Annotated in this window: 19 protein-coding genes; 11 read left to right on the forward strand and 8 right to left on the reverse strand. The window is 65.5% G+C overall.

Annotation, left to right across the window (positions count from 1 at the left end):
- The 6 genes from AKN83_RS39205 to AKN83_RS37460 all read right to left on the reverse strand — a co-directional run.
- Nucleotides 1-214 (reverse strand): helix-turn-helix domain-containing protein (locus AKN83_RS39205; RefSeq protein WP_157113764.1); only part of this gene is annotated, 214 nt, incomplete at its 3' end.
- 331 nt (nt 215-545) lie between these two features.
- Complete coding sequence (locus tag AKN83_RS37440; protein WP_050404451.1) at nt 546-1,181, reverse strand: pyridoxamine 5'-phosphate oxidase family protein; 636 nt, start codon at nt 1,179-1,181, stop codon at nt 546-548.
- 24 nt (nt 1,182-1,205) lie between these two features.
- Nucleotides 1,206-2,900: a dipeptide ABC transporter ATP-binding protein gene (locus AKN83_RS37445; RefSeq protein ID WP_050404450.1), complete on the reverse strand. Its 1,695-nt coding sequence runs from the start codon at nt 2,898-2,900 to the stop codon at nt 1,206-1,208.
- Complete coding sequence (locus tag AKN83_RS37450; protein ID WP_050404449.1) at nt 2,897-3,730, reverse strand: ABC transporter permease; 834 nt, start codon at nt 3,728-3,730, stop codon at nt 2,897-2,899. Before AKN83_RS37450 ends, AKN83_RS37445 begins: the two co-directional genes overlap by 4 nt.
- Complete coding sequence (locus tag AKN83_RS37455; protein WP_050404448.1) at nt 3,730-4,731, reverse strand: ABC transporter permease; 1,002 nt, start codon at nt 4,729-4,731, stop codon at nt 3,730-3,732. Before AKN83_RS37455 ends, AKN83_RS37450 begins: the two co-directional genes overlap by 1 nt.
- Nucleotides 4,728-6,305, reverse strand: a complete 1,578-nt coding sequence (locus AKN83_RS37460; RefSeq protein WP_050404447.1) for an ABC transporter substrate-binding protein — start codon at nt 6,303-6,305, stop codon at nt 4,728-4,730. Before AKN83_RS37460 ends, AKN83_RS37455 begins: the two co-directional genes overlap by 4 nt.
- A 186-nt stretch (nt 6,306-6,491) precedes the next feature.
- Here AKN83_RS37460 and AKN83_RS37465 point away from each other — a divergent pair, with 186 nt between their 5' ends.
- Nucleotides 6,492-7,352: an AraC family transcriptional regulator gene (locus AKN83_RS37465; protein WP_050404446.1), complete on the forward strand. Its 861-nt coding sequence runs from the start codon at nt 6,492-6,494 to the stop codon at nt 7,350-7,352.
- A gap of 321 nt (nt 7,353-7,673) precedes the next feature.
- Here the strand turns inward: AKN83_RS37465 and AKN83_RS37470 are convergent, their stop codons facing one another.
- Nucleotides 7,674-8,348, reverse strand: coding sequence for a Crp/Fnr family transcriptional regulator (locus AKN83_RS37470; RefSeq protein WP_050404445.1), 675 nt, complete (start codon nt 8,346-8,348; stop codon nt 7,674-7,676).
- Between the two features lie 204 nt (nt 8,349-8,552).
- Here AKN83_RS37470 and AKN83_RS37475 point away from each other — a divergent pair, with 204 nt between their 5' ends.
- The 6 genes from AKN83_RS37475 (at nt 8,553) to AKN83_RS37500 (ending at nt 15,708) form a co-directional block, all read left to right on the forward strand.
- Nucleotides 8,553-10,622: an AsmA family protein gene (locus AKN83_RS37475; protein ID WP_063695741.1), complete on the forward strand. Its 2,070-nt coding sequence runs from the start codon at nt 8,553-8,555 to the stop codon at nt 10,620-10,622.
- Between the two features lie 136 nt (nt 10,623-10,758).
- The gene (locus AKN83_RS37480; RefSeq protein ID WP_050404444.1) at nt 10,759-13,206 is read left to right on the forward strand and encodes an adenylate/guanylate cyclase domain-containing protein; all 2,448 of its coding nucleotides are present in this window, start codon (nt 10,759-10,761) and stop codon (nt 13,204-13,206) included.
- A 212-nt stretch (nt 13,207-13,418) separates the two neighbouring features.
- Entirely contained in the window at nt 13,419-13,628 is a 210-nt protein-coding gene (locus AKN83_RS37485; protein WP_050404454.1) for a cold-shock protein, read from the forward strand.
- A 281-nt stretch (nt 13,629-13,909) separates the two neighbouring features.
- Entirely contained in the window at nt 13,910-14,155 is a 246-nt protein-coding gene (locus tag AKN83_RS37490; protein ID WP_050404453.1) for a hypothetical protein, read from the forward strand.
- Nucleotides 14,156-14,346: 191 nt separating this feature from the next.
- Complete coding sequence (locus tag AKN83_RS39210) at nt 14,347-14,688, forward strand: hypothetical protein (protein WP_157113765.1); 342 nt, start codon at nt 14,347-14,349, stop codon at nt 14,686-14,688.
- A 147-nt stretch (nt 14,689-14,835) separates the two neighbouring features.
- Complete coding sequence (locus AKN83_RS37500; RefSeq protein ID WP_050404443.1) at nt 14,836-15,708, forward strand: efflux RND transporter periplasmic adaptor subunit; 873 nt, start codon at nt 14,836-14,838, stop codon at nt 15,706-15,708.
- 302 nt (nt 15,709-16,010) lie between these two features.
- Here the strand turns inward: AKN83_RS37500 and AKN83_RS37505 are convergent, their stop codons facing one another.
- Nucleotides 16,011-16,862, reverse strand: coding sequence for a caspase family protein (locus tag AKN83_RS37505; RefSeq protein ID WP_050404442.1), 852 nt, complete (start codon nt 16,860-16,862; stop codon nt 16,011-16,013).
- A 359-nt stretch (nt 16,863-17,221) separates the two neighbouring features.
- On the opposite strand from AKN83_RS37505, the gene AKN83_RS37510 reads away from it, so the two are divergent.
- The 4 genes from AKN83_RS37510 (at nt 17,222) to AKN83_RS37525 (ending at nt 22,154) form a co-directional block, all read left to right on the forward strand.
- Nucleotides 17,222-18,952, forward strand: a complete 1,731-nt coding sequence (locus AKN83_RS37510; RefSeq protein ID WP_050404441.1) for a hypothetical protein — start codon at nt 17,222-17,224, stop codon at nt 18,950-18,952.
- Between the two features lie 289 nt (nt 18,953-19,241).
- On the forward strand, nt 19,242-19,967 hold the full coding sequence (locus AKN83_RS37515) for a thermonuclease family protein (RefSeq protein WP_050404440.1): 726 nt from the start codon (nt 19,242-19,244) through the stop codon (nt 19,965-19,967).
- Nucleotides 19,968-20,064: 97 nt separating this feature from the next.
- On the forward strand, nt 20,065-20,835 hold the full coding sequence (locus AKN83_RS37520; RefSeq protein ID WP_244522240.1) for an LssY C-terminal domain-containing protein: 771 nt from the start codon (nt 20,065-20,067) through the stop codon (nt 20,833-20,835).
- Nucleotides 20,836-20,969: 134 nt separating this feature from the next.
- Nucleotides 20,970-22,154 (forward strand): pyridoxal-phosphate-dependent aminotransferase family protein, encoded by a 1,185-nt coding sequence (locus AKN83_RS37525; RefSeq protein ID WP_050404438.1) that lies wholly within the window; start codon nt 20,970-20,972, stop codon nt 22,152-22,154.
- The last annotated feature ends 222 nt before the right edge of the window (nt 22,155-22,376 follow it).

The raw sequence follows: 22,376 nt of genomic DNA on the forward strand, positions 1-22,376 counted from the left end.
GCGCCCGCCTCGGCGATCGCCGACCCATACGCCGGTCGACAAGCCCGGCATCGCCCTCCGCCTCAAAGCGTTCCGCCCAGCGCTGAAACGTCCTTACGCTGATCCCCAGAACCTCCGACGCCGCCTCCTGCGTCAGCTCCTTGGCCTCCGTCCGCTCCAGCAAATCTGAAAACCGCATCCGTCGTACACCCTCGTGAATGGATGCCGTGCCCATCGCGCCCCCTTGGTTCCGGGGCACCAAAAACACGACACTTCACGAGCTACAAACAGGCGACAGATCACGCGCTACTGACACGTTTCGACAAAGCAGCTTGACTCGTCGGGCAACTCAGGGGTAATTTTCCATTATTCCGAAATTGCGCAGACGCCCTCACCTTGCGCGGTGTCATCCCCGCGCAGGCGGGTGACCCAGTATTCCAGAGACAGCAGTGCTTGAACCGAAGGGCCGCGGCGTACTGGATCGCCCGGTCGAGGCCGGGCGATGACAGGTTCTTGTCTGACGCGCTCTCTCACGCGAACTGGTATCTACTTCGCTCGAAACCGCTTCAATACAGCCGCGTCCGATACGCCTCTTCCATCGCCTTCTCGGCGGTCTCGACCTCGATCGCTGCGGTCTGCTCGGCGATGATGCGGCCGAGCGTCGGGAAGCTGTGGCGCTCGACTTGCGCGGCGGGATTCCACAGCTTCGAGCGCATCAGCGCCTTGCCGCAATGGAAGTAGGTCTCGTCGACATGCACCTTCATGCCGATGATCGGCGTGACGTTCTGCACCGTCAGCGGCGTCAGGAGATCAGGCTCCTGCGAAATCTCGGCCCGCCCGTTGATCCGCAGCGTCTCGTTGATCCCCGGCACCATGAAGATCAAGCCCACGCCGGGCGAGGCCAGGATATTGCCGAACGTATCGACCCGGTTGTTGCCGCGGCGGTCCGGGATCAGCAGCGTCTTGTCGTCGAGCACCGAGACGAAGCCCGGCGCATCGCCGCGCGGGCTGGCATCGGCGTGACCCTTGCCGTCGCTGGAGGCGATGACCAGGAACGGCGACAGCGCGATGAAGTCGCGGCAGAACTTGTCGAGATGGCCAAGCACCTTCTTCTCCGCGAGCGGGCTCACTTGCCCGAAATGCCCACGAAGATCCTCCTGCGACTTGACCGGCGGCTTGCCGCCTGCGCCCTCATGACCCATAGCGAACCTCCCTTTATTGTTAGTTTATACCGCGTCGATGCCGGAATCGATCCTTGCCGTCTCGGCGGCGGCCGCAAAGCCCGGCTGGTCGAAGAAATCACGGCCCGGGATCGCATCGAGCAGATCGCGCGTATAGGCCTGGCGCGGCGCGGTGAAGACCGCGGCCGTGGTGCCTTCCTCGACGATGCGTCCCTTCTGCAGCACGATGACGCGGTCCGCGATCTCGGCGGCGATGCGCAAATCATGGGTGATGAAGATCATCGCGAGCCGCATCTCCTGGCGCAGCTCGGCGAGCAGCGCCAGCACCTGGGCCTGCACCGAGACGTCGAGCGCCGACACCGCCTCATCCGCGATCAGCACCCGCGGCTTAAGCGCAAGCGCCCGCGCGATGCAGATGCGCTGGCGCTGGCCGCCCGAGAATTCGTGCGGATAGCGATCCGCTGTCGTCTCCGAGAGGCCGACCCGCACCAGCAGCTTCCTTGCCTGCGCCATCGCCTCCGATCGCGACGTGCCATAGGCCATCGGACCGCGCGCGATGGCATCGCCGACCTTCTGGCGCGGATCGAGACTGGCGAACGGATCCTGGAACACGATCTGAAGCTGCCGCCGCGCCTGGCGCAGCGCTTCGCCGCGCAACTGCCGAAGGTCCGCGCCGCCGAAGCGGATGGCGCCGGCATCGGGCTCGGTGAGCCTCATGATCATGCGCCCCAGCGTCGACTTGCCCGAGCCGGATTCGCCGACGACGGCAAGCGTCTCGCCCTCGTGCAGAGTCAGGGAGATGCCATCCGCGGCGACCACCTCGCGCGGCGGCTGCAACCAGCCGCGCTTGACCCGAAAGGTCTTCTGCAGGCCGACGACTTCCAGCAGCGGCTCCGGCCGCACGATCGTCTCATGGATGTCTGCAAGGCGCGCCTTCGGCACCGCGTCGATCAATTCGCGGGTGTAGGCGGCCTGCGGATTGCGCAGCACCTCGCTGGCGGCGCCCTGCTCGACCACCTTGCCGTGGCGCAGCACCACGACGCGGTCGGCGACATCGGCGACGACGCCGAAGTCATGGGTGATCAGCAACACGCCCATGCCGCGCTCGCGCCGGAGGTCGTCGATCAGCCGCAGGATCTGGCGCTGGGTCGTGACATCGAGCGCGGTGGTCGGCTCGTCCGCGATCAGGAGGGCAGGCCGATTGGCCATCGCCATCGCAATCATCACGCGCTGGCGCTGGCCGCCCGAAAGCTCGAACGGATAGCTCTTTTCCAGCAGAAGCGGATTCGGCAGCCCGACCTGCGTCAGCAAGATCTGCACCCGCGCGCGAACCTCCGCCATCGATGGCACCGGCCGCTGGTGCGCCAGGATCATCTCCTCGATCTGCTTGCCGACCCGCTTGAGCGGATTGAGCGAAGACAACGGCTCCTGAAAGATCATCGCGGCATTGCCGCCGCGCAGGTTCCGAAGACCGCGGCCGTCGAGCTTCGACGGATTCTGCCCCGCGACCGTCACGGTGCCGGACACGATATCGACGCCCCGCGGCAACAATTGCAGCACCGCATGGGCGATCATCGACTTGCCGGAGCCGGATTCGCCGACCAGACAGACCACCTCGTTGGGCTTGATCTCAAACGACACATTCTCGACCGCAAAGGGCCGGTCGCCGCCCTTCGGCAGCGCGATCGAGAGATCATCGACCGCGAGAACCGGCGCGCTGGACTGCATGGCGTCGCTCATGACCGGCGCCTCGAGACACGCGGGTTGAGGACATCGGACAGGCCCTCGCCGAACAGGTTGATCGCCAGCACGGTGACGAGGATGGCGAGTCCCGGAAACACGCTCATCCACCACGCATTGCGGATCACGGTGCGGCCCGCGCCGATCATGAAGCCCCACGACATCAGATTGGGATCGCCGAGCCCCATGAAGGACAGCGCGCTTTCGAGCAGGATCGCGGTCGCGACCGTCAGCGACGTCACTACCAGGATAGGCGAGATCGCATTCGGCAGGATATGGCCGAGCACGATGCGCCAGGTGCGCTCGCCCTGGCACAGCGCCGCCTCGACGAATTCCCGGTGCCGGAGACGGAGAAATTCGGCGCGCGTCAGCCGCGCCAGCGGCGGCCAACTCACCGCCCCGATGGTGAGGATGATCGTGAGTAGCGACGGATTGAAGGTCGCGACCAGCAGGATCGCCAGCACGAAGGCCGGAATGGTCTGGAATAACTCCGTCATCCGCATCAGCACCAGATCGACCTTGCCGCCGAAATAGCCCGAGATCGCACCGATCACGACGCCGATCGCCATCGCCGCAAGCGCCGATGCGATGCCGATCAGCAGCGAGACGCGCGCGCCATAGGCGACGCCGGCCGCGACATCACGGCCGAGCGTATCGCCGCCGAGCCATAGCCCGTCCTCGCCGGGCGGCGTGAACGGCGCGCCGACCATCTCCCAGGGCGAGACCGGAAACACGATTGGCGCTGTTATCGCGACGACAACGACGACGAGCAGCAGGAGGAGCCCGATCATGCCGCTGGGATGACGCAGAAAGGCGCGCGCCGTCTCCATCACGCCGCTCCCGTGGTCATGCGCGGATCGATCAGCCGGTAGACCAGGTCGGTCAGCAGATTGAGCGCGATCACGACGATCGAGAGGATCAGGAAGATGCCGAGCAACACCGGATAGTCGCGTTGCAGCAGTGCCTCGAACGTTAGCCGGCCGAGGCCGGGCCAGGCGAACACCGTCTCGATCACCACGGCGCCGCCGACCAGCGCGCCGGCCTGCATGCCGGCGACGGTGACGACCGGCACCAGCGCGTTGCGCAGCATGTGGCCGACGACGATCCGCGTGCCGGACAGGCCCTTGGCGCGCGCCGTCTTGATGAAATCCTGTTGCGCCACCTCGATGATGGAGGATCGCATCAGGCGCGCATAGATCGCGAGGTAGATCGCCGCCAGCGAGGTCACCGGCATGATCATGTGCTTCATGATGTCGAGCGCGTGCGCGACCGGCGAGAGCTGGACGTTGATGGTCTCATAGCCGAACGGCGGCAGCCAGCCGAGCGCCACAGAGAACACCAGCACCAGCATCAGGCCGAGCCAGAACACCGGCGTCGCATAGAGCACGAGCGAGAGCACGGTGAACACCGTATCGAGCACGCTGCCGGCCGCGAGTCCCGCCAGCGCACCGAGCGCGGTGCCGATCAGGAGCGCGAGGCAGAACGCCGTGACTGTCAGCAAGAGCGTCGCCGGCAGCCGTTCGAGGATCAGATCGACGACCGGACGGCGCTGGCGATAGGAATAGCCGAGATCGAGCCTGACGACGCGGCCGAGATGGCTCACGAGCTGGACGAAATACGGCTTGTCGAGCCCATACTCCTTGCGCAGATCGTCGAGCAGTTTTGGATCGGACGCGCCGGATTGCCCGGCCATCACCTGGGCCGGATCGCCGGGGGCGGCCCGCACCAGCACGAAGTTGAACGTCGCGATGACGAGGATCACGGCAACAAGCTGGGCGATGCGGCTGATCGCCTGGAGCCCGATCGCCGCTGCACTCCCGAGCCGGGTCACGATTTGTAGACCGACCCGAAGGTTTCGTGCGTGCCGATGCCCGTGGTCACGATGTTCTTGAACGCCTTGTCGTAGATGATGGGATATTCGATCTCCAGCGTCCAGGCCACCGGCACATCCTCGACCAGGATCTGCTGCACCTTGCTGTAGAGCTCCTGCCGCCTGGCTTCGTCGAGCGTGATCGCGGCCTCGTCGAACAGTCTGTCGACCTCCGGATTCGAGTAGCCCTGCGTGTTCGAGAACAGGATGCCCTTCTTGATGTTCGACGAGATATAGGTGCGGGCGACGCCGAGCGCGGGATCGCCGAGCTGGTAGAGCAGATTCTGGGTCATCTCATAGTCCCAGTTGCCGACCTTCTCGGCCCAGCCGGCCATGTCGGTGCCGACCAGCACGAGGTCGATGCCGACGCGCGCAAAGCTCTGGCGGAAGAACTCGCCGGCGCGTTGATAGGATTCGCCATAGGGCGGCACGATGTACTTGATCTCGGCCCGCTTGCCGTTGGCGCCCGCTTTCAATCCCATGTCGTCGAGCAGCGCCTTGGCCTTGTCGACCGAGAACTCGTAGCGCTTCACGTTCGGATCATAGAACCGCGTCTTCGACGAGATCGGACCGGTCGCGACCTTGGCATTGCCGAAATAGACGCGCTTGCTGAACGCCTCGCGATCGATCAGGTGCATCACCGCCTGCCGGAACCGCTTGTCGTTCATCGGCGCGATGCGGTTGTTCATCTCGAGCCATTGATGCGGCGCGAAATACTCGTAGCCCTTGGTGGTGAATTCGAGGTTCTTCTGCGCCTTGAAGCGCTGCACGTCATAGAATTCGACGTCGGACCATTGCACCAGCTGCACAGTGCCGTTCTCGAGCGCGAGCGCGCGCGACGCCGCGTCCGGAATCACGCGATAGACGATCTCGTCGAGATAGGGCTCGTCCTTCAGATAGTAGCCGTCGTGGCGGACCAGGTGCACATGCGAGCCGCGTACCCATTCCTTCAGCTTGAACGGGCCGGTGCCGATCGCCTTGTCGTTGTCCGGGTTCTTGCGATAGTCGGTGCCCTCGTAGATGTGCTTGGGCACGATCGGCGCGGAGGTGCAGTCGAAGCAGCCGATGAACGGCGCGAACGGCTGCTTCAGCTTGAACACGACGGTGAGCGGATCGGGCGCTTCGGCCGACGCCACGCGGGCGAAGTTCTGCCGCGCGCGCGGATGCGTTTCCACCAGCAGCTTCATGCAGCTGAAGACCACGTCCTCCGAGGTCATCGGCTTGCCGTCGTGGAAGGTGATGCCGGGAAACAGCTTGAACGTGTAGGTCAGGCCATCCGGCGAGACCTCCCAGGACTGCGCCATTCCGGGCATCGGCTTGAGGTCGGCGCCGTATTTCAGCAGGCCTTCGTAGATCTTGCCGCCGAGCGTCAGGGTCGGCTGCTGCTGGTTCAGCGCGGTCACCAGAACCGGCGGCTCGGGCTGGATGATGGTGTTGAGCGTTCCACCGCGGGTCTGCCCCGCCGCCCGCGTGATGCCGAACGGGATGGCTGCACCGCAGGCCAGCATCGCCTTGGTGAATTCGCGTCTGTTCATCGGACCTCTCCGTCGCCGCGCGTCAGGCATTCGATTTCGGCGAATGTCGCGGGGTGAGGCATTGTTGCCAAACGCCGTATCCCGCGCTACCTGAATGGGGACAACAACCATCGCGATCGGGCCAACTGGCCCGGAAGATGCATGAGCGCCCTGCGAAAACGACGATCGACCAGGAGCTCACGACACTTGAAAGTCGCAGCGCGACGAAATGACACCGCCGGTTTGCGCGTGTGCCGCAAGCAATCCGGTCCCGTAGCCGCCGCGCATTATGCCGGACAATTGCAACAGGTCGAACGGCCGCTCGCGGCGATGGCGGCCTCCTATCCGAACGAAAGCACGAGCGCGCGACACGCGCATCGCCGCGATCAATTCATCCTGCAGACCGCAGGCGTGACCTCGATGATGACCGAGCGCGGCCATTTCGTCGTGCCGCCCGGCCACGGCCTGTGGATTCCGGCCGGCGTCGCGCATCAGTCGCGCGCATGGGGCGAGGTCGAGATCCAGACCATTTATGTCACGCCGGATCGGGTGCGGAATGCGCCGGCAACCTGCCGGCTGATCAGGGTCTCCGCACTGGTCGAAGCGCTGATGGAAGAAGCGGTCCACATGCCGACGCGTTACGATCCCGAAGGGCGCGACGGCCGGCTGGTCGATTTCCTGCTCGATGAGATCGGCCGGATGCCCGAAGTGTCGCTGCATGTGCAGGTGCCGCCCGATCCGCGGCTCGCCGCGATCTGCGAGGCGGTGCTGGTCGACCCGAGCTCCGATCTCACGCTCGACGAATGGGCCGATCGCTGCCAGCTCAGCCGGCGGACGTTGACGCGGCTGTTCCGGCGCGAGACCGGACAGAGCTTTGCGGAATGGCGCCAGCGGGTCCGCTTGCTGCAAGCGCTGGCGCGGCTCGGCGCCGGCGAAGCCGTCACCTGTGTCGCGCTCGACGTCGGCTATGAGAGCCCGAGCGCGTTCGCCGCGATGTTCAAGCGCGAGCTCGGCGCCGCGCCACGCCAGTATCTGCGCTGGGCCGATCCCGAAGTGGTGTTGCGGTAGGCGAATTCGCGCCGCGCATCTGTCGGAATGCAAATGTCGGAACGCAAAACCCCTGCGGTCAACGGGAAAGACCGCAGGGGTTTGCAGGTGGATGGCGTGAGGCCAGCAAGGCTGGGTGTCACCCCAAGGACCGGCGGGCCGATGAAAGCGATACCGGCGTCGTCATGCAAGCACGACTTTTAGGCAGGAGTGCGTCAACATTCGCAGGCAAAGCGCGCGAGAGGATCAAATCCTCGCGCGTGCGTTGCATGCAATCCGCTTGGCTCGTCGTCTGTCGCGCTCCTGGCGCGAACCAATTGTTCGCTTCGTTCGAAACGGTCTCTAATCGTTGCGTGCGACCGCCGTCAGCTTGGTCATGTTGTGCAGCATGATCCGGCCGCGCTGCAGGTCGACGATGCCGTCCTTGCGCCAGGTCTGCAGTTGCCGGTTGACGCTCTCGCGCGCGGCGCCGACGAAGATGCCGAGCTGTTCCTGCGAGATGTGCACCTCGGAACCGAAATCCTCGGCCAGCGCGCACAGCCGGCGCGCGAGGCGGACCGGCAACGGCTGCAGCACGGATTCTTCCATCCGCTCGCTCTGCCAGCGGATGCGCTGGCACAGCAATTCGATCAGGCGGACCGCGACCTTCGGCTCGCGCTCGAGAAAGCCGAGGAAATCCTCCCGCCGCAGCACGAACAGTTCGGTCGGCTCGCCCGCGGTCGCATCCGCAGTGCGATCCTGACCGTCGAGCACGGCGACTTCGCCGAACAGATCGCCGGATCCCATGAAGTTCAATGTGAGCCGGCTGCCGTCCGAGGCGCCGGTTTCGATGCGTATCTGGCCGCGGCGAACCCCGAACAGGGCATCGCCGGGATCGCCTTTCTGGAACAGCACTTCGCCGGCGGCGAGCTGCTGGGTGTGGCAGAGGCCCGAGAGCCGCGCCAGTTCGTCCGCACCGAGATCGGCGAACATCGGGTTCATTTTCAGAATGACCGCAAATTCGGCCTGTTTGCTCATTGTATTGCCTTCCAAATCCATCCGAGCGGTCCCCCGACGCCCGGTTAGCAAAAATCACCCTCATAAGAGTGTGTGAGAGGTCACATAAGTTCATGCTGGTAACGGATTATTTTTCGCCGCGTTAGAGCGAGGTCCCGTTTGCGGGATAATCTCGCACGACCAGCCGTGCCCTTCCGCGGCGGAACCTTGGCCTGGAACGACGACATGAGAGCACTGAGATTTGCCGGGGCCGCCATCGCTGCCGTGATCGTGATCATCGCGCTGGTGGCCGTGATCGGGAACCCGTCCTCCTTCCTCACATCGGCAATCACCGAGCGGGTCGAGAGGGAGACCGGTTACGCGCTCGCCATCAATGGCGGCGCCAAAGTTAGTCTCTGGCCGACCGTCACTCTGACGTTGAGCGACGTCGTGCTGCAGGACCCGCGGGAGCGCGAGGCCAACACCCGGTTCGCGGCAAGCAGTCTCGAAGCCGAGATGACGCTGTCGAGCCTGTGGTCGGGCCAGCCCGACATCACCGACCTTGCGATCGTCAAGCCCGTGATCAACCTGCCGCTGCAGCGCGAGCGCACCCGCGACCATAATCCGCCGGCGAAGTCGCCCGCCTCCGAGGGCGGCGGCATCACGATCCGGCATATCAGCATCAGCGGCGGCACCATCGTGTTCTCCAACGTGCGCGACCGGGTCGAGAACCGGATCGAGACGCTCAATGCCGATGCGACCATCGGCAACGACCGCAAGATCGTCGTCGCCGGAAGCGCGCGCGCCAGCGACAAGCCGCTGAAGTTCGCGATCCACGCGACCGCGCCGCAAGGGCCGCTGGAGCGTCAGAACGTGCCGGCGGAGTTCGACATCGACGCGCCCGGCCTGCTGCCCGCGGCGATCAAGGCGAATGCGGAAGTGCGCCTGAACGGCACCGTGGTGATGTTCAACGGCGTGTCGGGCACGCTCGGCGATGGCGGCTTCACCGGCTGGGCCTCGGTCGACTTCGCCAGCAACAAACCGCTGGTGAAGCTCGATCTCGACTTCCAGCGCATTTCGATCGCGGCGACGCCGAGCCAACCCGATGCGGCGCAGCCGCTCGGCACCAACATTTGGAGTAACGCGTCGATCGATCTTTCCGGGCTGAACTATGTCGACGCGCAGGCGCGCATCTCGACCGCGGAGCTCGTGGTCGGCGATGGCCGCTTCGCGCAGGCGGCGATCGATGCATCTGTCGACAGCGGCGTGCTGAAGGGAAAGCTTGCCGATCTCGGCGCCTATGACGGCACCGCCAATGGCGATGTCACGATCGATGCGAGAGCCGCCACGCCGACCTACGCGCTGCGGCTCGATCTCGCCAGCGTGCGCGCGCTGCCGGTGCTGAGGAGCCTCGCAGAGTTCGACAAGCTCGACGGCAAGATGCAGGCGAAGATCGCGCTGACCTCGCAAGGCGCGAGCGAACGCGCCATCGTCGGCAATCTCGGCGGCACCGCGTTCGTCGTGTTCCAGGACGGCAAGATCCTCGGCCTCAACGTCGCGCAGATGATCCGCAACCTCACCACCAGCACCTTGTCGGGCTGGCAGCAGGGGCAGGAGCTGTCGACCGATCTCAGCCAGCTCTCGGCCTCGTTCAAGCTCGACAAGGGCCAGGCCGTCACCACCGATCTCAACCTGATCGGGCCGCTGGTGAAGATGACCGGGGTCGGCACCATCGATCTCAACACCCGCCAGATCGGGTTCCGGGTCGAGCCGCAGCTCGTGATGACGACCGAAGGCCAGGGCCGCGCCGGCAATCCGATCGGCCTCGGCATCCCCGTGATGATCGAGGGGCCGTGGGTGTCCCCGCGGATCTATCCGGAGATGCAGGGCATCCTCGATAATCCAGAGGCCGCCTATGCCAAGCTCAAGGAGATGGGCAAGGGCCTGTTCGGCGCGAATGGTCAGGGCCTGAGCCAGGGCCTGAATGGACTGACCAACCTCCTCAACGGCGTGCAGGGCGGCGGGACCGGCGGCGCACAGCCCGGCACGGGCCAGCCTCCTGCCGGCGCGACTGGCGGCCAGAACAACCCGCTCGGCGGGCAGCTCGGCGACACCATCGGGAACCTGCTGCAGCAGGGCCTCTCCACCCTCAACCAGGGCAACGCTTCCCGCCCGAGCCGCAGCCTCGCCAAACCCGCACCCGACGCGCCGCCGGCCGCTGACCAGACCCCACCGCCCACCCCTCCGCCGGCCGACATCGCCGAGCACGACAATCCCGCGATGAACGACGTGCTGCGGCAGCTGTTCAACCGCTGAATATTCCCGGATCTCCCCCGCCGGTATGCAGGGCTAACCATGCGACGGGAGGCCCCGCTTTGCCCCGCCGATCCGTGCTAAACAGCAGCAATACAGTGGCGCATCCGACGGATCGGAGGGGAACGGACGAGGCTGGATGAACGAGGCACCGGACAAGGGCAAGAGCTGGTTCCTGCGCGGCGGCCTGTTCGCCAAATACGTCCTCGCGCTGGTCGGCCTTGTCGTGTTCGTGCTGGCGGTCAACGGCGCGCTCGAGACCTGGATCAGCTATCGCGGCATCAGGACCACGCTCACCGAGGCGATGAGCGAGAAAGCGGACGCCACCGCCAAGCGCATCGAGCAGTCGATCGCCGATCTCGAGCGGCAGATCTCCTGGGTGACCCGCGCCTCCTCCAACACCATCGAGCTGCGGCGCGCCGACTATGCCCAGTTGCTCGGCCAGGTGCCGGCGGTGAACCAGCTTACCTTGATCAGCGGCCAGGGCCGCGAGCTGCTGCGGCTGTCGCGCCAGACCGTCACCTTGAACTCCAATGCCGACCTCTCCCGCGACCTGCGCTTCACCGAGGCGGTCGAGCGCGGCACCGCCTACGCGCCGGCGTATTTCCGCGAGGGGCGGCCCTTCATGTCGATCGGCGAGCAGCATTCCGGCTTCAACGCCGGCGTCACCGTCGCCGAGATCGACCTCGGTTTCCTCGGCGATTATTTCGGCGACTCCCAGGTCGGCCGCACCGCCTATGCCTATCTCGTCGACGCCAGGGGCCACGTGCTGGCGAGCTCGTCGAAGGGGCCCGAGATCGGCAAGGACCTCTCTGCGCTGCCGCAGGTCGCCGCGGTGCTGTCGCGCAGCGGCCGGCCGATCGCCTCCGGCAAGGATGTCGACGGCAACGCGGTGCTGACGACGGCGACAGCAGCACCGGACCTCGGCTGGCACGTGTTCTACGAGCAGCCGACCGCGCAGGCGCTGTCGCCGATCCGCGACCAGCTGGTGCGCATCGCGCTGCTGATCGCGCTCGGTCTCGTGGTTGCGATCATCGCCGGCACGATTCTGGCGCGGCGCATGCTGGTGCCGATCACCGCGCTGCGCACCGGCGCCCGGCGGCTCGGGGCCGGCGATTTCGGCCATCGCATCGAGGTGAAGACCGCGGATGAGCTGGAGGAGCTCGCCGGGCAGTTCAACAGCATGGCCTCGCGGCTCGCCGAGACTTACTCCGACCTGGAAGGCAAGGTGAAGGAGCGCACCCGCGACCTCGCGCAATCGATCAACGAGCTGAAGGTGCTGGAGGAGGTCGGTCGCGCGGTGGCCTCCTCGCTCGACCTCAACGCCGTGCTGCCGACGGTCGCCGCCCGCGCGCTCGAGATCACCCATGCCGACGCCGTGCTGATCTATGGCTATGACGCCGCGCAGCCCAGCTTCAACCTGACGCAATCGATCGGCATCGACGCCGCGGCCGAAGGCCGGCATCGCGCGATCGACGCGACGGACAGCCCGCTTGCCGAGGCCGCGGCCAAGGGCGAGCCGCTTGCGTTTCCCGATCTTGCCGCAACCCCTGACGATCCGCCCGATCATCCGCTGCGCGATGTCGTGGTCGGCGCCGGCTTCCACTCCGTGCTGGTGGTACCGCTGGTCGACCAGCAGGGCGTGCTCGGCTCGCTGGTGGTGCTGCGCAAGGCGGCCGGCGATTTTCCAGCGAGCCTGATCGGCCTGATGAAGACCTTCGCGCACCAGGCGGTGCTGGCGATGCGCAACGCGCGGCTGTTCACCGAAGTCGACCAGAAGAGCCACGCGCTGGAACAGGCCAATGCCACCGTGCGCGAGCAGGCCGACAAGCTGCGCGAGCAGACCGAAGCGCTGAAGGACTGGAACAAGTCGCTGGAGGCGCGGGTCGAGACCCAGCTCACGGAGATCGAGCGCATCCGCAAGCTCGAGCGTTTCCTGGCGCCGCAGGTGGCGCAGCTGATCGCCTCGTCAGACAATCCCGAGGGCCTGCTCGACAGCCACCGCCGCGAGGTCACCGTGGTGTTCTGCGATTTGCGCGGCTTCACCGCCTTCACCGAGGCGACCGAGCCCGAGGAAGCGATGAACGTGCTGCGCGAATATCACGCCGCACTCGGCCAGCTGATCTTCAAGTATGAAGGCACGCTCGACAAATATGCCGGCGACGGCGTGATGATCCTGTTCAACGCGCCGATCCAGTTCGCCGACCACACCGCGCGCGCCGTCAAGATGGCGGTCGAGATGCGCGACACCATCGGCCCGCTCACCGAGAAGTGGCGCAATCGCGGCCATAGTCTCGGCTTTGGCATCGGCATCGCGGTCGGCTATGCCACGCTCGGCCAGGTCGGCTTCGAGCAGCGGCTGGAATATGCCGCGATCGGCAGCGTCACCAACCTTGCCTCCCGCCTGTGCGGCGAAGCCAGGCCGAACCAGATCGTGGTGAGCCGCCGCGTCTACGGCATCGTCGAGCCCTTCGTCGAAGGCCGCGCCATCGACGACCTCGTGGTGAAGGGCTTCAACCACCCGATCCTTGCCGCGGAGATTTTGCGCTGGAAGGGTGAGCCGAGCGCGGAGGCGGCGGCGGAGTGATCCGCGCTCTCTCCAATCGCCGGCCGCCAGCGGGAACCCGCTACCGCCCGAACCTTGCATTCGCGCGGAAAGTGTGTATATTGCGTCCATTCGATTAGCCGTTGCGCCTTGTTGAATGGTCAGAACGGCCCTCCTCCAAAGACATCGTCAGTTGAATGGACGGCGCGATTTTGCGCGATACATGCGCAGACGCGCATTTTGGAGAAGAGAAGATGGCAACAGGTACTGTGAAGTGGTTCAACGGCCAGAAGGGCTTTGGTTTCATCGAGCCGAGCGATGGCAGCAAGGATGTGTTCGTTCACATCAGCGCCGTCGAGCGCGCCGGCTTGTCCGGCCTGGCTGAAGGCCAGAAGGTTTCGTTCGAGCTGAAGACCGACAAGATGCGCGGCAAGACCAGCGCCGAGAACCTTCAGATCGTCTGAGATCTCGTTTTGGCGTTTTCTTCACGCGAACCGGTAACCGCTCCGCTCGAAAACGCCTCGCCTTCGGCATGATCTCCGCGCAAGCGCGTTCCGCGTTTGCCGCGATCATGCCGGTTCGTCATTCCACGGATGTACTGGAATGACGTCGCGACCCGCTCGGTCCCGAACGGATTGGGCGGGTTTTCGCGTATCTTTTTGCGCGTGATCCTGCCGAACGCCGCGCCAGCGCGTGCGACGAATGCGACCCTCCACGCAGGGATCGCGCTTTGAAGAGGATGCCGATGAGCGCCAGAAAGCCCGACCCATCGCCCGCAAGCCTTGCCAGGGCCGACCGCCAGCGGCTGGCCGCCGAGGAAGGCGCCCGCGCCATGGCCGACGTCGAGCGCGACGCGCTCGCCGTGCGCAAGAACATGGAGCGCCTGCGTGCGCTGCGCGAAGCGCGCGAAGCCGAAGCCGCGACCGAGGACGACACAGCGCCGGCTGCCGCCGCCAAGAAGAAGCCGCGGGTGAAGCGCATCGTGCGCTGACGCTGCATCCACGAACCACGCAGGATCGATGCTGTTCTGTCGTGTTGGTGGTCTCTACGCCTCACGTGGTGTTTGGGCTGGAATGCGCCCCACTGCATCACTCACAGACCTTCTGCCACTCATATCGCTGCGCGGCCGGATTGAAGACCTGACGCGGCAAGCATTGGCTTGTGCCAAGCGGCGCCATTTGCATGGGTTCGGTCGGCGCGACGGACGGCGGCGCGATCGGGCATGCCGCCATCGGACAGATTGGTGGCAGATCAATCGTACTGTCGCATATTGGCTGCATCTCTCCATCCATGCAGCGACAGACACAGGACGCGCTTGCCTCGCTGGCAAGGAGGAACATGAATGGAAAAATCAGGCACAGTCGATGCATGTTCGCCTTGTCACACGAGCTGCGCCAGATAGCCGACGCCACTCCAACTGATCATATCATTCAACGCGGAGAGCCGTCGACGGTGAAACAGGGGAACGAGGAGCACGCGCCATCTGTGAGCCGCCTAACAGCGATCGACGGGCCGATCGGCTAGTCCCTCTGCGAGGGAACGCGCTTCCTGATCTACCCTTCGCGAAGGCGTGAGCCGGGGGGAGCAAGCGATTGCACGGCGCCGTCTTCGCTGGTCGCACTCCCGGCCATCTGCTAATCAGTGATCGCATATTTTGGGAATGATCCGCCAATGACACCGCGATTTTCGTGCCGTATTGCCGTCTCCGCGCTGCTACTGCTCGCGGCCGCGCCCGCAGCCGCCGCGGGCGACGCGGATACAATACCTAAGGGCGCGGCCGTCACGGTGCTGAAGGCCTCGAAATTCTGCTTCGGCAATATCGTCGAGGTCACAGGCATCGTGCTGCCGCGCGACGAGCAGCAGATCCGGCCGGATCGTTTTGGATTGAAGGTGGCGGAAGTGAATGCCGATCCCGGTGACACCGTCACCGCAGGCCAGGTGCTGGCGAAGCTGACCGACGGCACCAACACGAGCAACCTCACGGCGCCGGTGGCGGGCACGATCTCAACGTCATCGGCGATCGTCGGCAGCCCGGCCTCCGGCAAGGACGCGCTGTTCTCGATCATCACTAGAAGCGAATACGATCTGGTCGGCATGGTGCCGACCCGCGACATCGCCAAGCTGAAGACCGAGCAGACCGCGAAGCTGCGTATCCTCGGCGCCGGCGATGTCGACGGCAAGGTGCGGCGGATCGCGCCGACCATCGAGCCGAACAGCCAGCTCGGCCAGGTGTTCGTCGCGATCGGCGGCAACAAGCGGCTGCTGGTGAATTCGAGCGGCCGCGCGCAGATCAAGACGGGGCAGAGCTGCGGCGTCGCGGTGCCGCTGACCGCGATCCTCTATTCCACCGCCGGCACCGTGGTGCAGGTGGTGCGCGGCGGCCGCGTCGAGACGCGGCGGGTCGAGACCGGATTGATGTCGGCCGGACAGGTCGAGATCCGCGACGGCATCCAGGAAGGCGACATTGTCGTCGCCCGCGCCGGTGCGCTGCTGCGCGAGGGCGATCCGGTGCGGCCGGTCGGCGCCAGCGCCGACGCGAAATAGGTATCGCGATCGAGCGGGTGGAAAGCAGTGACGGCTTCGCGATGCGTCTTGCAGCGGAGCAAGCGTCACCCCTCTCCCTAACCCTCCCCCGCAAGGGGGGAGGGAACCCTTCTGCCGGTGGCAGGCTCAGGTAGAGCTGCAATGAAAGCAATACGCTGTTGCGCGTGTGAGGTGAGCACGCCTGTCCGGCTCCCTCCCCCCTTGCGGGGGAGGATTGGGGGAGAGGGGTTCTCTCCACACAGCATGCTTGTGATTTTTGGGAATGAATGCGCAGGCCAGGCCCGCGCAGGACCGAGCCCGGCTCAGCCGCCGAGCTTGATGTCTTCCAGCAGCGAGGACGACACGCTCGGCACCTGCTCGCCTTCAGAGGCGCGGGAGATCGCGACGCGGGTCTTGTTGAAGGCGGTCTCGGCGCCGGCCTGGGCGGTGAGGTTGTTGATCAGCTCGGAGACCAGCACGCTGTTGGCACCCTTGCTATCGTCGGCGACCTTGCCCGGCGTCGCCGAGGTCAGCACGATGGTGTTCTCCGGCGGTGAGATCGGGGCGAGGCCGTGCGAGAAGGCGCGGAAGCGGCGCTCATAGGGATTGCGGCGCGAGGCATCGAGCACGACGAGCTTGGCCTTGGCGCCGCGCTCCTTCATCGCGTCGAGCACGGACTCGACGCTGACGCCGGTGCGCTTGACATCGGCTTCCTTCCAGATCGTGGCGTCGACCGGGATCATGTAGCTTTCACGCCCCACCTGCACGCCGTAGCCGCCGAAGAACAGCATCACGACCGTGTCGGGGCGGATCTTGGCCTTCATGCGCTCGACCGCGCGGAACATGTCGTCCTTGGTGGCGTCCTCGACTACGTCGACGTCAAAACCCTCACGGCGCAGCGCCGTCGACAGCGTGCGGGCATCGTTGATCGGCTGGGCCAAAGGCGCCGCAGCGTCCGGGTAGTGGCCGTTGCCGATGATCAGCGCGAGACGGGAGGTGCCGGCCGGAATGCTGCCGGTCAACTCGGTGGAAACAGCCTTGTCGCCACCCTTGGTGACATCGGGCGTCCGCTTGTTGAGCGCAGCATGGGCACCGATCGCCAGCGACACCGTGCCGGCCACCGCCACGCAAACGGCGATGGTGCGACGGGAAATCTGAAGCTGCCTAAGGTTCATAGCGTTCCTAGTCCCAATCTTTATCCCGATGGCGCTCGCACGAAATCGCGCCAGTTAATCGCGTCAGAAGCGGTCAGGTTTAATGGGGTTGAGCTGTGTGTGCCGTCGATTGATCTCAATTTGCGGCGCCGCAACAAACACTCCCTTAACCCGGACGGACGGCCGGGGCAACCCGGTTTGCGGCATGCTGCCGCCCGGCACAGGCCATTGACGCCGTTAAAATCCCGTTACGTGATCTCTGTCACATTTGTGTTTTGCAGAGATTCATGTAGCTTTCCAAAGGCTTGCGGATTTGGGGGAGGACCGGAGGAAACACCGCCGGGGCGGCGGCGTTAACCGGTTCCTTGAGAAAGGCATTCATGAGCCTTCACGATATCGCCGGGACGGTCTGCCGGGCGCTGACCGCCAGGAAGGACGGTCCGTCGCTCTACGACGTCTGCGACCCCGTGCTGCAGGCCTATCGCGGCGGCGATGCCCATCTCGGAAAATTCTACCGGACCGCGCTCGGCAATCCGCCGCTGCGCGCGCTGCTCCGCCGCACCGGGCTTCCGGCGCTGAAGGACCCCGACCGGCTTGCAGGGCTGCGCGCGGCGCTGACCGCGGCGCGCGACGCCGAAACGCCGGACTGGGCGGCGATCGGCGCGCCCGTCGCTGACCTGATGGACGGCATCGGCGTGCGCCACCCCGCCCTGCCGGCCGCGACCGCACCTCACCATCCACCCGCTATCGCCGAGATCGACCGCGTAATCCGCCTGACCGGCGCGCATCTGCTGCGCTCGTTCGGCAAAAACGGCTTCATCCCGACCTATGCCGCCTTCAACCTGATCGGCGATCCCGACATCGGCGGGCGCGAGATGCTGATGGCACTGACCGGCCTCAACGCACGCGGCTACAAGAATTCGACCTTGCTGTTCAGCCTGGCACGGATCTTCATCGCGCATTCGCCGGCGCGCACGCTGATCAACCCGCCGTGGCGCGGTATCGCCGAGCCGATGTGGGAGCCGGTGCAGATCCGCCACCGCTCGGCCTATTACGACGCATTCTTCACCGAGGCGCTGCTCGGCTTTGTCGAGACCGGGCTTGCCGCGCCGGACGAAGCAAGTGCTGCGCGGCGTGCGATCGCCGAGATGGTGGCGTTCTGCCTGAAGACCAGCGCCGAGGAGGTTCCGTCGCATGACGGCTCGGTCGTCAAGGTGATCACCGCGCTGGCGCCGGGGCGGCATCCGCGGTTCTCGCGCTTCTTCTCCCAGATCAAGCAGGACCTCGGCTTCGGCGTCTACGTGCCCGACTGCGACACCACCGCGTGTTCGTTCTCGGCCGCCACACAAGCCGGCTCCGACGATCCGATCCTCGAGCAGCCGCTGCTGGATTTCTATCGCGGCTACCAGGTGCGCGCGGGCGCCAACGAGCCGCGCGTTACCGTGCCGCTCAACGACAATATCGATTACGAAGGCGGCGTCGTCACCTGGATCGACAACCTTAGGGGCGAACGGCCCTACGGCAACGACCTCGATCCGACGCTGAACCTCGACATCCTCGAGGTCTCGTTCCGCAACCTTGTCCGCTGGCAGATCATCGAGACGCCGCACCGGCTGGAGACGGTGCATCGCATCATCGCCTTCCAGAAGAATCTGGTCGAAAGCGGCGCGTTCAAAAATCCGCGCTCGCACATCTATTATCTGCCGGAGCTCTATTCGGCCTATTTCGGCCGCTGCTACGCCGCCTTCATCGCGCTGCCGCTGGCGGCGCAGCGCATCATCGATCCCGGCAACGTGTTTGCGCTGATCCGTGCCCGCGTGCTGGGCTATGTGCGAGGCGAGCTGATCGCGCATGAGATGAACCCGTTCGACGCGGCGCTCGCGCTGATGGCGCTGGCGCATCTTGGCGCCGAGGTCTCGACCTTCACGCCCGCGCTGCACTGCATCGTGCAGGGCCTCGGCGAGGGCGGCCGCAAGGGACCCTATGAGGCCTATGAATGGAACAAGATGAAGACGCCGACGCGGATCCTGGTCGGCGGGCCCGAGGTGACGTCGGCCTTCGTGCTGATGGCCCTCGCGCTGGCGAGGAAGCGGATGACGGGCGTTGCGTAGTTGCGTAGGCCGGATGGAGCGAAGCGTAATCCGGGGTCCTTTACCGCGGACACGGCTTCCCGGATTACGCTTCGCTCCATCCGGGCTACGGGACTGCGAATGGCGCGTTCATGAACGGATGACGCGAAGTTGAAACTGGCGGAAACACAACACCACTGGCAGGGTTGCCCAATTGCCCGCACAATCCTTGACGATCCTTGCCTTGACGATCCTTTGCCTTGACGATCCTTTTCCCTTGCCGATCCTCTGGGCGCTGAACGCTGAACGAATAACCTGGCCGGGAACGCCGATGCTCAAGACGCTGCTCACTGCTGGCCTGCTGCTGTCGCTGCCGACGCTGGCTGTCGCCGCCGACATCACCGGCGTGCCGAAGATCCGCGACGGCGACCAACTCATGATCGGCAGCGTCAAGATCCGGCTCGGCGGCATCGATGCGCCGTCGACCGATCAGCTCTGCCTCAACACCAAGGGTGAGCGCTGGACCTGCGGCGTCGCCGCCCGCGACGAGCTGATCAAGCATGCCGGCAACAAGAGCTGGACCTGCCACGCGCGCTCGGTCGATCGCCGCGGCCGCACCATCGCGCGCTGCGAGGTCGACGGCGAGGACATCCAGAAGTGGATGGTCGCGAGCGGCTGGGCGCTGGCCTATACCCGCCTCTCGCGTGACTACGAAGCCGACGAGAAGGCCGCGCGCGAGGCAAAAGCCGGGATGTGGCAGGGCGCGTTCATCGCGCCGTGGGACTGGCGCGTGCGCAACAAGAAGACCGCCGTGCTCGGTGCCGCGAAGGTGCCGGAGAGTGCGCACTCGATCCTGCTCGCGTCCGCCTCCGGCCCGGTTGCGCCCTCGCCCGACTGCACCATCAAGGGCAACGTCAACCGCTCCGGCGAATGCATCTTCCACCAGCCGACCAGCCGCTGGTACGCCAAGATCGAGATGAAGATATCAAAGGGCACGCGCTGGTTCTGCTCGGTCGAGGAAGCCGAGGCCGCCGGCTGCCGCGAGACGCGGCGCTAGGGCCGGCCCACGTACTGATCCGGAAGCGTGTGTCGTGACCGACGTCGAAATCAACCCGCCTTCCGTGCGCCGGCGCAGCCGCCTCCGGCAGGCGCAGATGCTGCTGCTGTTCGTGCTGGTCGTCTATCTGATTGCGGCCTATCTGGTGCTGCCGGCACTGTGGACGCATTACGAGCACCAGAAGGGCCTCGCCAATCTGCCGATGGTGACCCGCACCGCGCAGGGCATTCCCGGCGATCCCATGAATGTCGGGCTGATCGGCGACACCAAGGACGTGGTCTGCGCGATGCACGAGGCCGGCTGGTTTCCGGCCGATCCGGTCACGCTGAAATCCTCGATCGAGATCGTCGGCTCCGTGCTGCTCGATCGTCCCTACAAGGATGCGCCGGTGAGCAACCTGTTCTATCTCGACCGCCGCGAGGACCTCGCCTTCGAGCGGCCGGTCGGATCGAGCGCGGATCGCCGCAACCATGTCCGATTCTGGCGGGTGCTCGACCAAGGCCAGGAGAAGCGCCCGGTGTGGCTTGGCGCAGCGACGCTCGACCGCAGCGTCGGCGTCAGCCATTACACCGGCGCGGTGACGCATCACATCGCGGCCGACCTCGATGCCGAACGCGCGCTGCTCGCGACCGACCTCGAGTCCGCCGGCATGGTCACCGCGAAATACCAGGTCACCGGCGTCGGCCCGACCTTCGACGGGCATAATGGCGGCGGCGACCTCTATTACACCGACGGCGAAATCTGGGTGCTGCGGCTGGTCGAGGCCTGCGCCAAGAACCACGGCACCGTCGAGCAGATCCCGAGCCCCGCCGCGACCCAGTTCAAGGACCAGATCTGGCGTTCCGTGGTCGAGACCATCGACAAATAAGCCGGCTGTGTCCCGCGCTTTTGGAAACGCTGGATTGCTTCGTTCGGCTCGCAATCGCGGCCGCGATGGAATATCGTCGCGACCTGACCCCTCACACGCATGATTTGCGCTCTTTACCCAAAAGGAACAGGACGATGACCGTTCGCGCGGGCCGGGAATTTCTGGCCATCCCCGGGCCCACCACGATGCCTGATCAGGTGCTGCAGGCGATGCATCGCCCGGCGCTCGATATCTACTCCGCCGAGATGTTCGAACTGACCGAAAGCCTGCTGCGCGATCTCTCGAAGCTGTTCGCCACCATGGGCAAGTCCTACATCTACATCGCCAACGGCCACGGCGCCTGGGAGGCGACGCTCTCCAACGTGCTGTCGCGCGGCGACAAGGTGCTGGTGCTGGAGAGCGGGCGCTTTGCGATCGGCTGGGGCCAGGCGGCGGCCGCGATGGGCGCCGATGTCGAGGTGCTGAAGGGCGACTGGCGCCGTGCGATCCGCCCGGCCGAAGTCGAAGAGCGGCTGCGCCGCGACAAGGAGCACAAGATCAAGGCGATCCTCGCCGTGCAGGTCGACACTGCGTCGGGCGCCCATAACGACATCGAGGCGATCGGCAGGGCGATCAAGGCGGCAGGACATCCCGCGCTGTTCATGGTCGACACCGTGGCCTCGCTCGGCTGCATGCCGTTCGAGATGGACAAATGGTATGTCGACGTCGCGATGAGTGGCTCGCAGAAGGGCCTGATGACGCCGCCCGGCCTCGGTTTCGTCGCCGCCAATGACCGCGCCTGGGACGCCCACAAGAAGGCCGATCTGCGCACGCCGTATTGGGACTGGACCGAGCGCGAAGGCTCCGAGCACTACCGCAAATATGCCGGCACCGCGCCGGTGCATCTGTTGTTCGCGCTGCGCGAGGCGATCAACATGCTGCACGCCGAGGGCCTGGAGAATGCGTTCGAACGCCATCGCCTGCTCGGCGAAGCGGTGCGCCGCGCCGTCGCCGTCTGGGGCGAGGGCCAGGTGCTCGGCTTCAACATCGCCGAACCCAATGAGCGCTCCAACACGGTGACGACCGTGACCGTGAAGGGCGCCGATCCCGCCGCGATCCAGCGCTATGCCAAGGAGAAATGCGGCGTGGTGCTCGGCACGGGCATCGGCGATTTGCAGGGCCAGGCGTTCCGTATCGCCCATATGGGCCATGTCAACGCGCCGATGATCCTCGGCACGCTCGGCGTCATCGAGGTCGCGCTCACCGCGCTGAACATCCCGCACGGCAAGGCCGGCGCCGACGCCGCCATCCAGTGGCTCGGCGAGAACGTGAAGGCGTAGGCTTCCCGGCGACGTGGCTACGGATGAGCATGCTCATCCCGTCATCCTTGTAAGTCTCGAATCGCTGGATCGGATAGAGTGTCCGGTGCGGTAACGGACGGGAGACCGCTTCATCCAAGGGCTTTGAAGCCCGTGCCTCAGCGCGGCGCCCCGTCCGTTGTTCCATTGAACCCGAACAGTCGCGAGGGCCGCCTGGCGAGCCCGATTGCGCAAGGATGGGTG

It is taken from the genome of Bradyrhizobium embrapense (assembly GCF_001189235.2).
In the GTDB taxonomy this organism is placed as follows: domain Bacteria; phylum Pseudomonadota; class Alphaproteobacteria; order Rhizobiales; family Xanthobacteraceae; genus Bradyrhizobium; species Bradyrhizobium embrapense.

Coding starts and splice junctions, on each gene's coding strand:
- AKN83_RS37440 (WP_050404451.1), bottom strand. CDS start 1,181: ATGGGTCATGAGGGCGCAGGCGGCAAGCCGCCGGTCAAGTCGCAGGAG.
- AKN83_RS37445 (WP_050404450.1), bottom strand. CDS start 2,900: ATGAGCGACGCCATGCAGTCCAGCGCGCCGGTTCTCGCGGTCGATGAT.
- AKN83_RS37450 (WP_050404449.1), bottom strand. CDS start 3,730: ATGGAGACGGCGCGCGCCTTTCTGCGTCATCCCAGCGGCATGATCGGG.
- AKN83_RS37460 (WP_050404447.1), bottom strand. CDS start 6,305: ATGAACAGACGCGAATTCACCAAGGCGATGCTGGCCTGCGGTGCAGCC.
- AKN83_RS37470 (WP_050404445.1), bottom strand. CDS start 8,348: ATGAGCAAACAGGCCGAATTTGCGGTCATTCTGAAAATGAACCCGATG.
- AKN83_RS37475 (WP_063695741.1), top strand. CDS start 8,553: ATGAGAGCACTGAGATTTGCCGGGGCCGCCATCGCTGCCGTGATCGTG.
- AKN83_RS37480 (WP_050404444.1), top strand. CDS start 10,759: ATGAACGAGGCACCGGACAAGGGCAAGAGCTGGTTCCTGCGCGGCGGC.
- AKN83_RS37485 (WP_050404454.1), top strand. CDS start 13,419: ATGGCAACAGGTACTGTGAAGTGGTTCAACGGCCAGAAGGGCTTTGGT.
- AKN83_RS37490 (WP_050404453.1), top strand. CDS start 13,910: ATGAGCGCCAGAAAGCCCGACCCATCGCCCGCAAGCCTTGCCAGGGCC.
- AKN83_RS39210 (WP_157113765.1), top strand. CDS start 14,347: ATGGGTTCGGTCGGCGCGACGGACGGCGGCGCGATCGGGCATGCCGCC.
- AKN83_RS37500 (WP_050404443.1), top strand. CDS start 14,836: ATGACACCGCGATTTTCGTGCCGTATTGCCGTCTCCGCGCTGCTACTG.
- AKN83_RS37505 (WP_050404442.1), bottom strand. CDS start 16,862: ATGAACCTTAGGCAGCTTCAGATTTCCCGTCGCACCATCGCCGTTTGC.
- AKN83_RS37510 (WP_050404441.1), top strand. CDS start 17,222: ATGAGCCTTCACGATATCGCCGGGACGGTCTGCCGGGCGCTGACCGCC.
- AKN83_RS37515 (WP_050404440.1), top strand. CDS start 19,242: ATGCTCAAGACGCTGCTCACTGCTGGCCTGCTGCTGTCGCTGCCGACG.
- AKN83_RS37520 (WP_244522240.1), top strand. CDS start 20,065: ATGCTGCTGCTGTTCGTGCTGGTCGTCTATCTGATTGCGGCCTATCTG.
- AKN83_RS37525 (WP_050404438.1), top strand. CDS start 20,970: ATGACCGTTCGCGCGGGCCGGGAATTTCTGGCCATCCCCGGGCCCACC.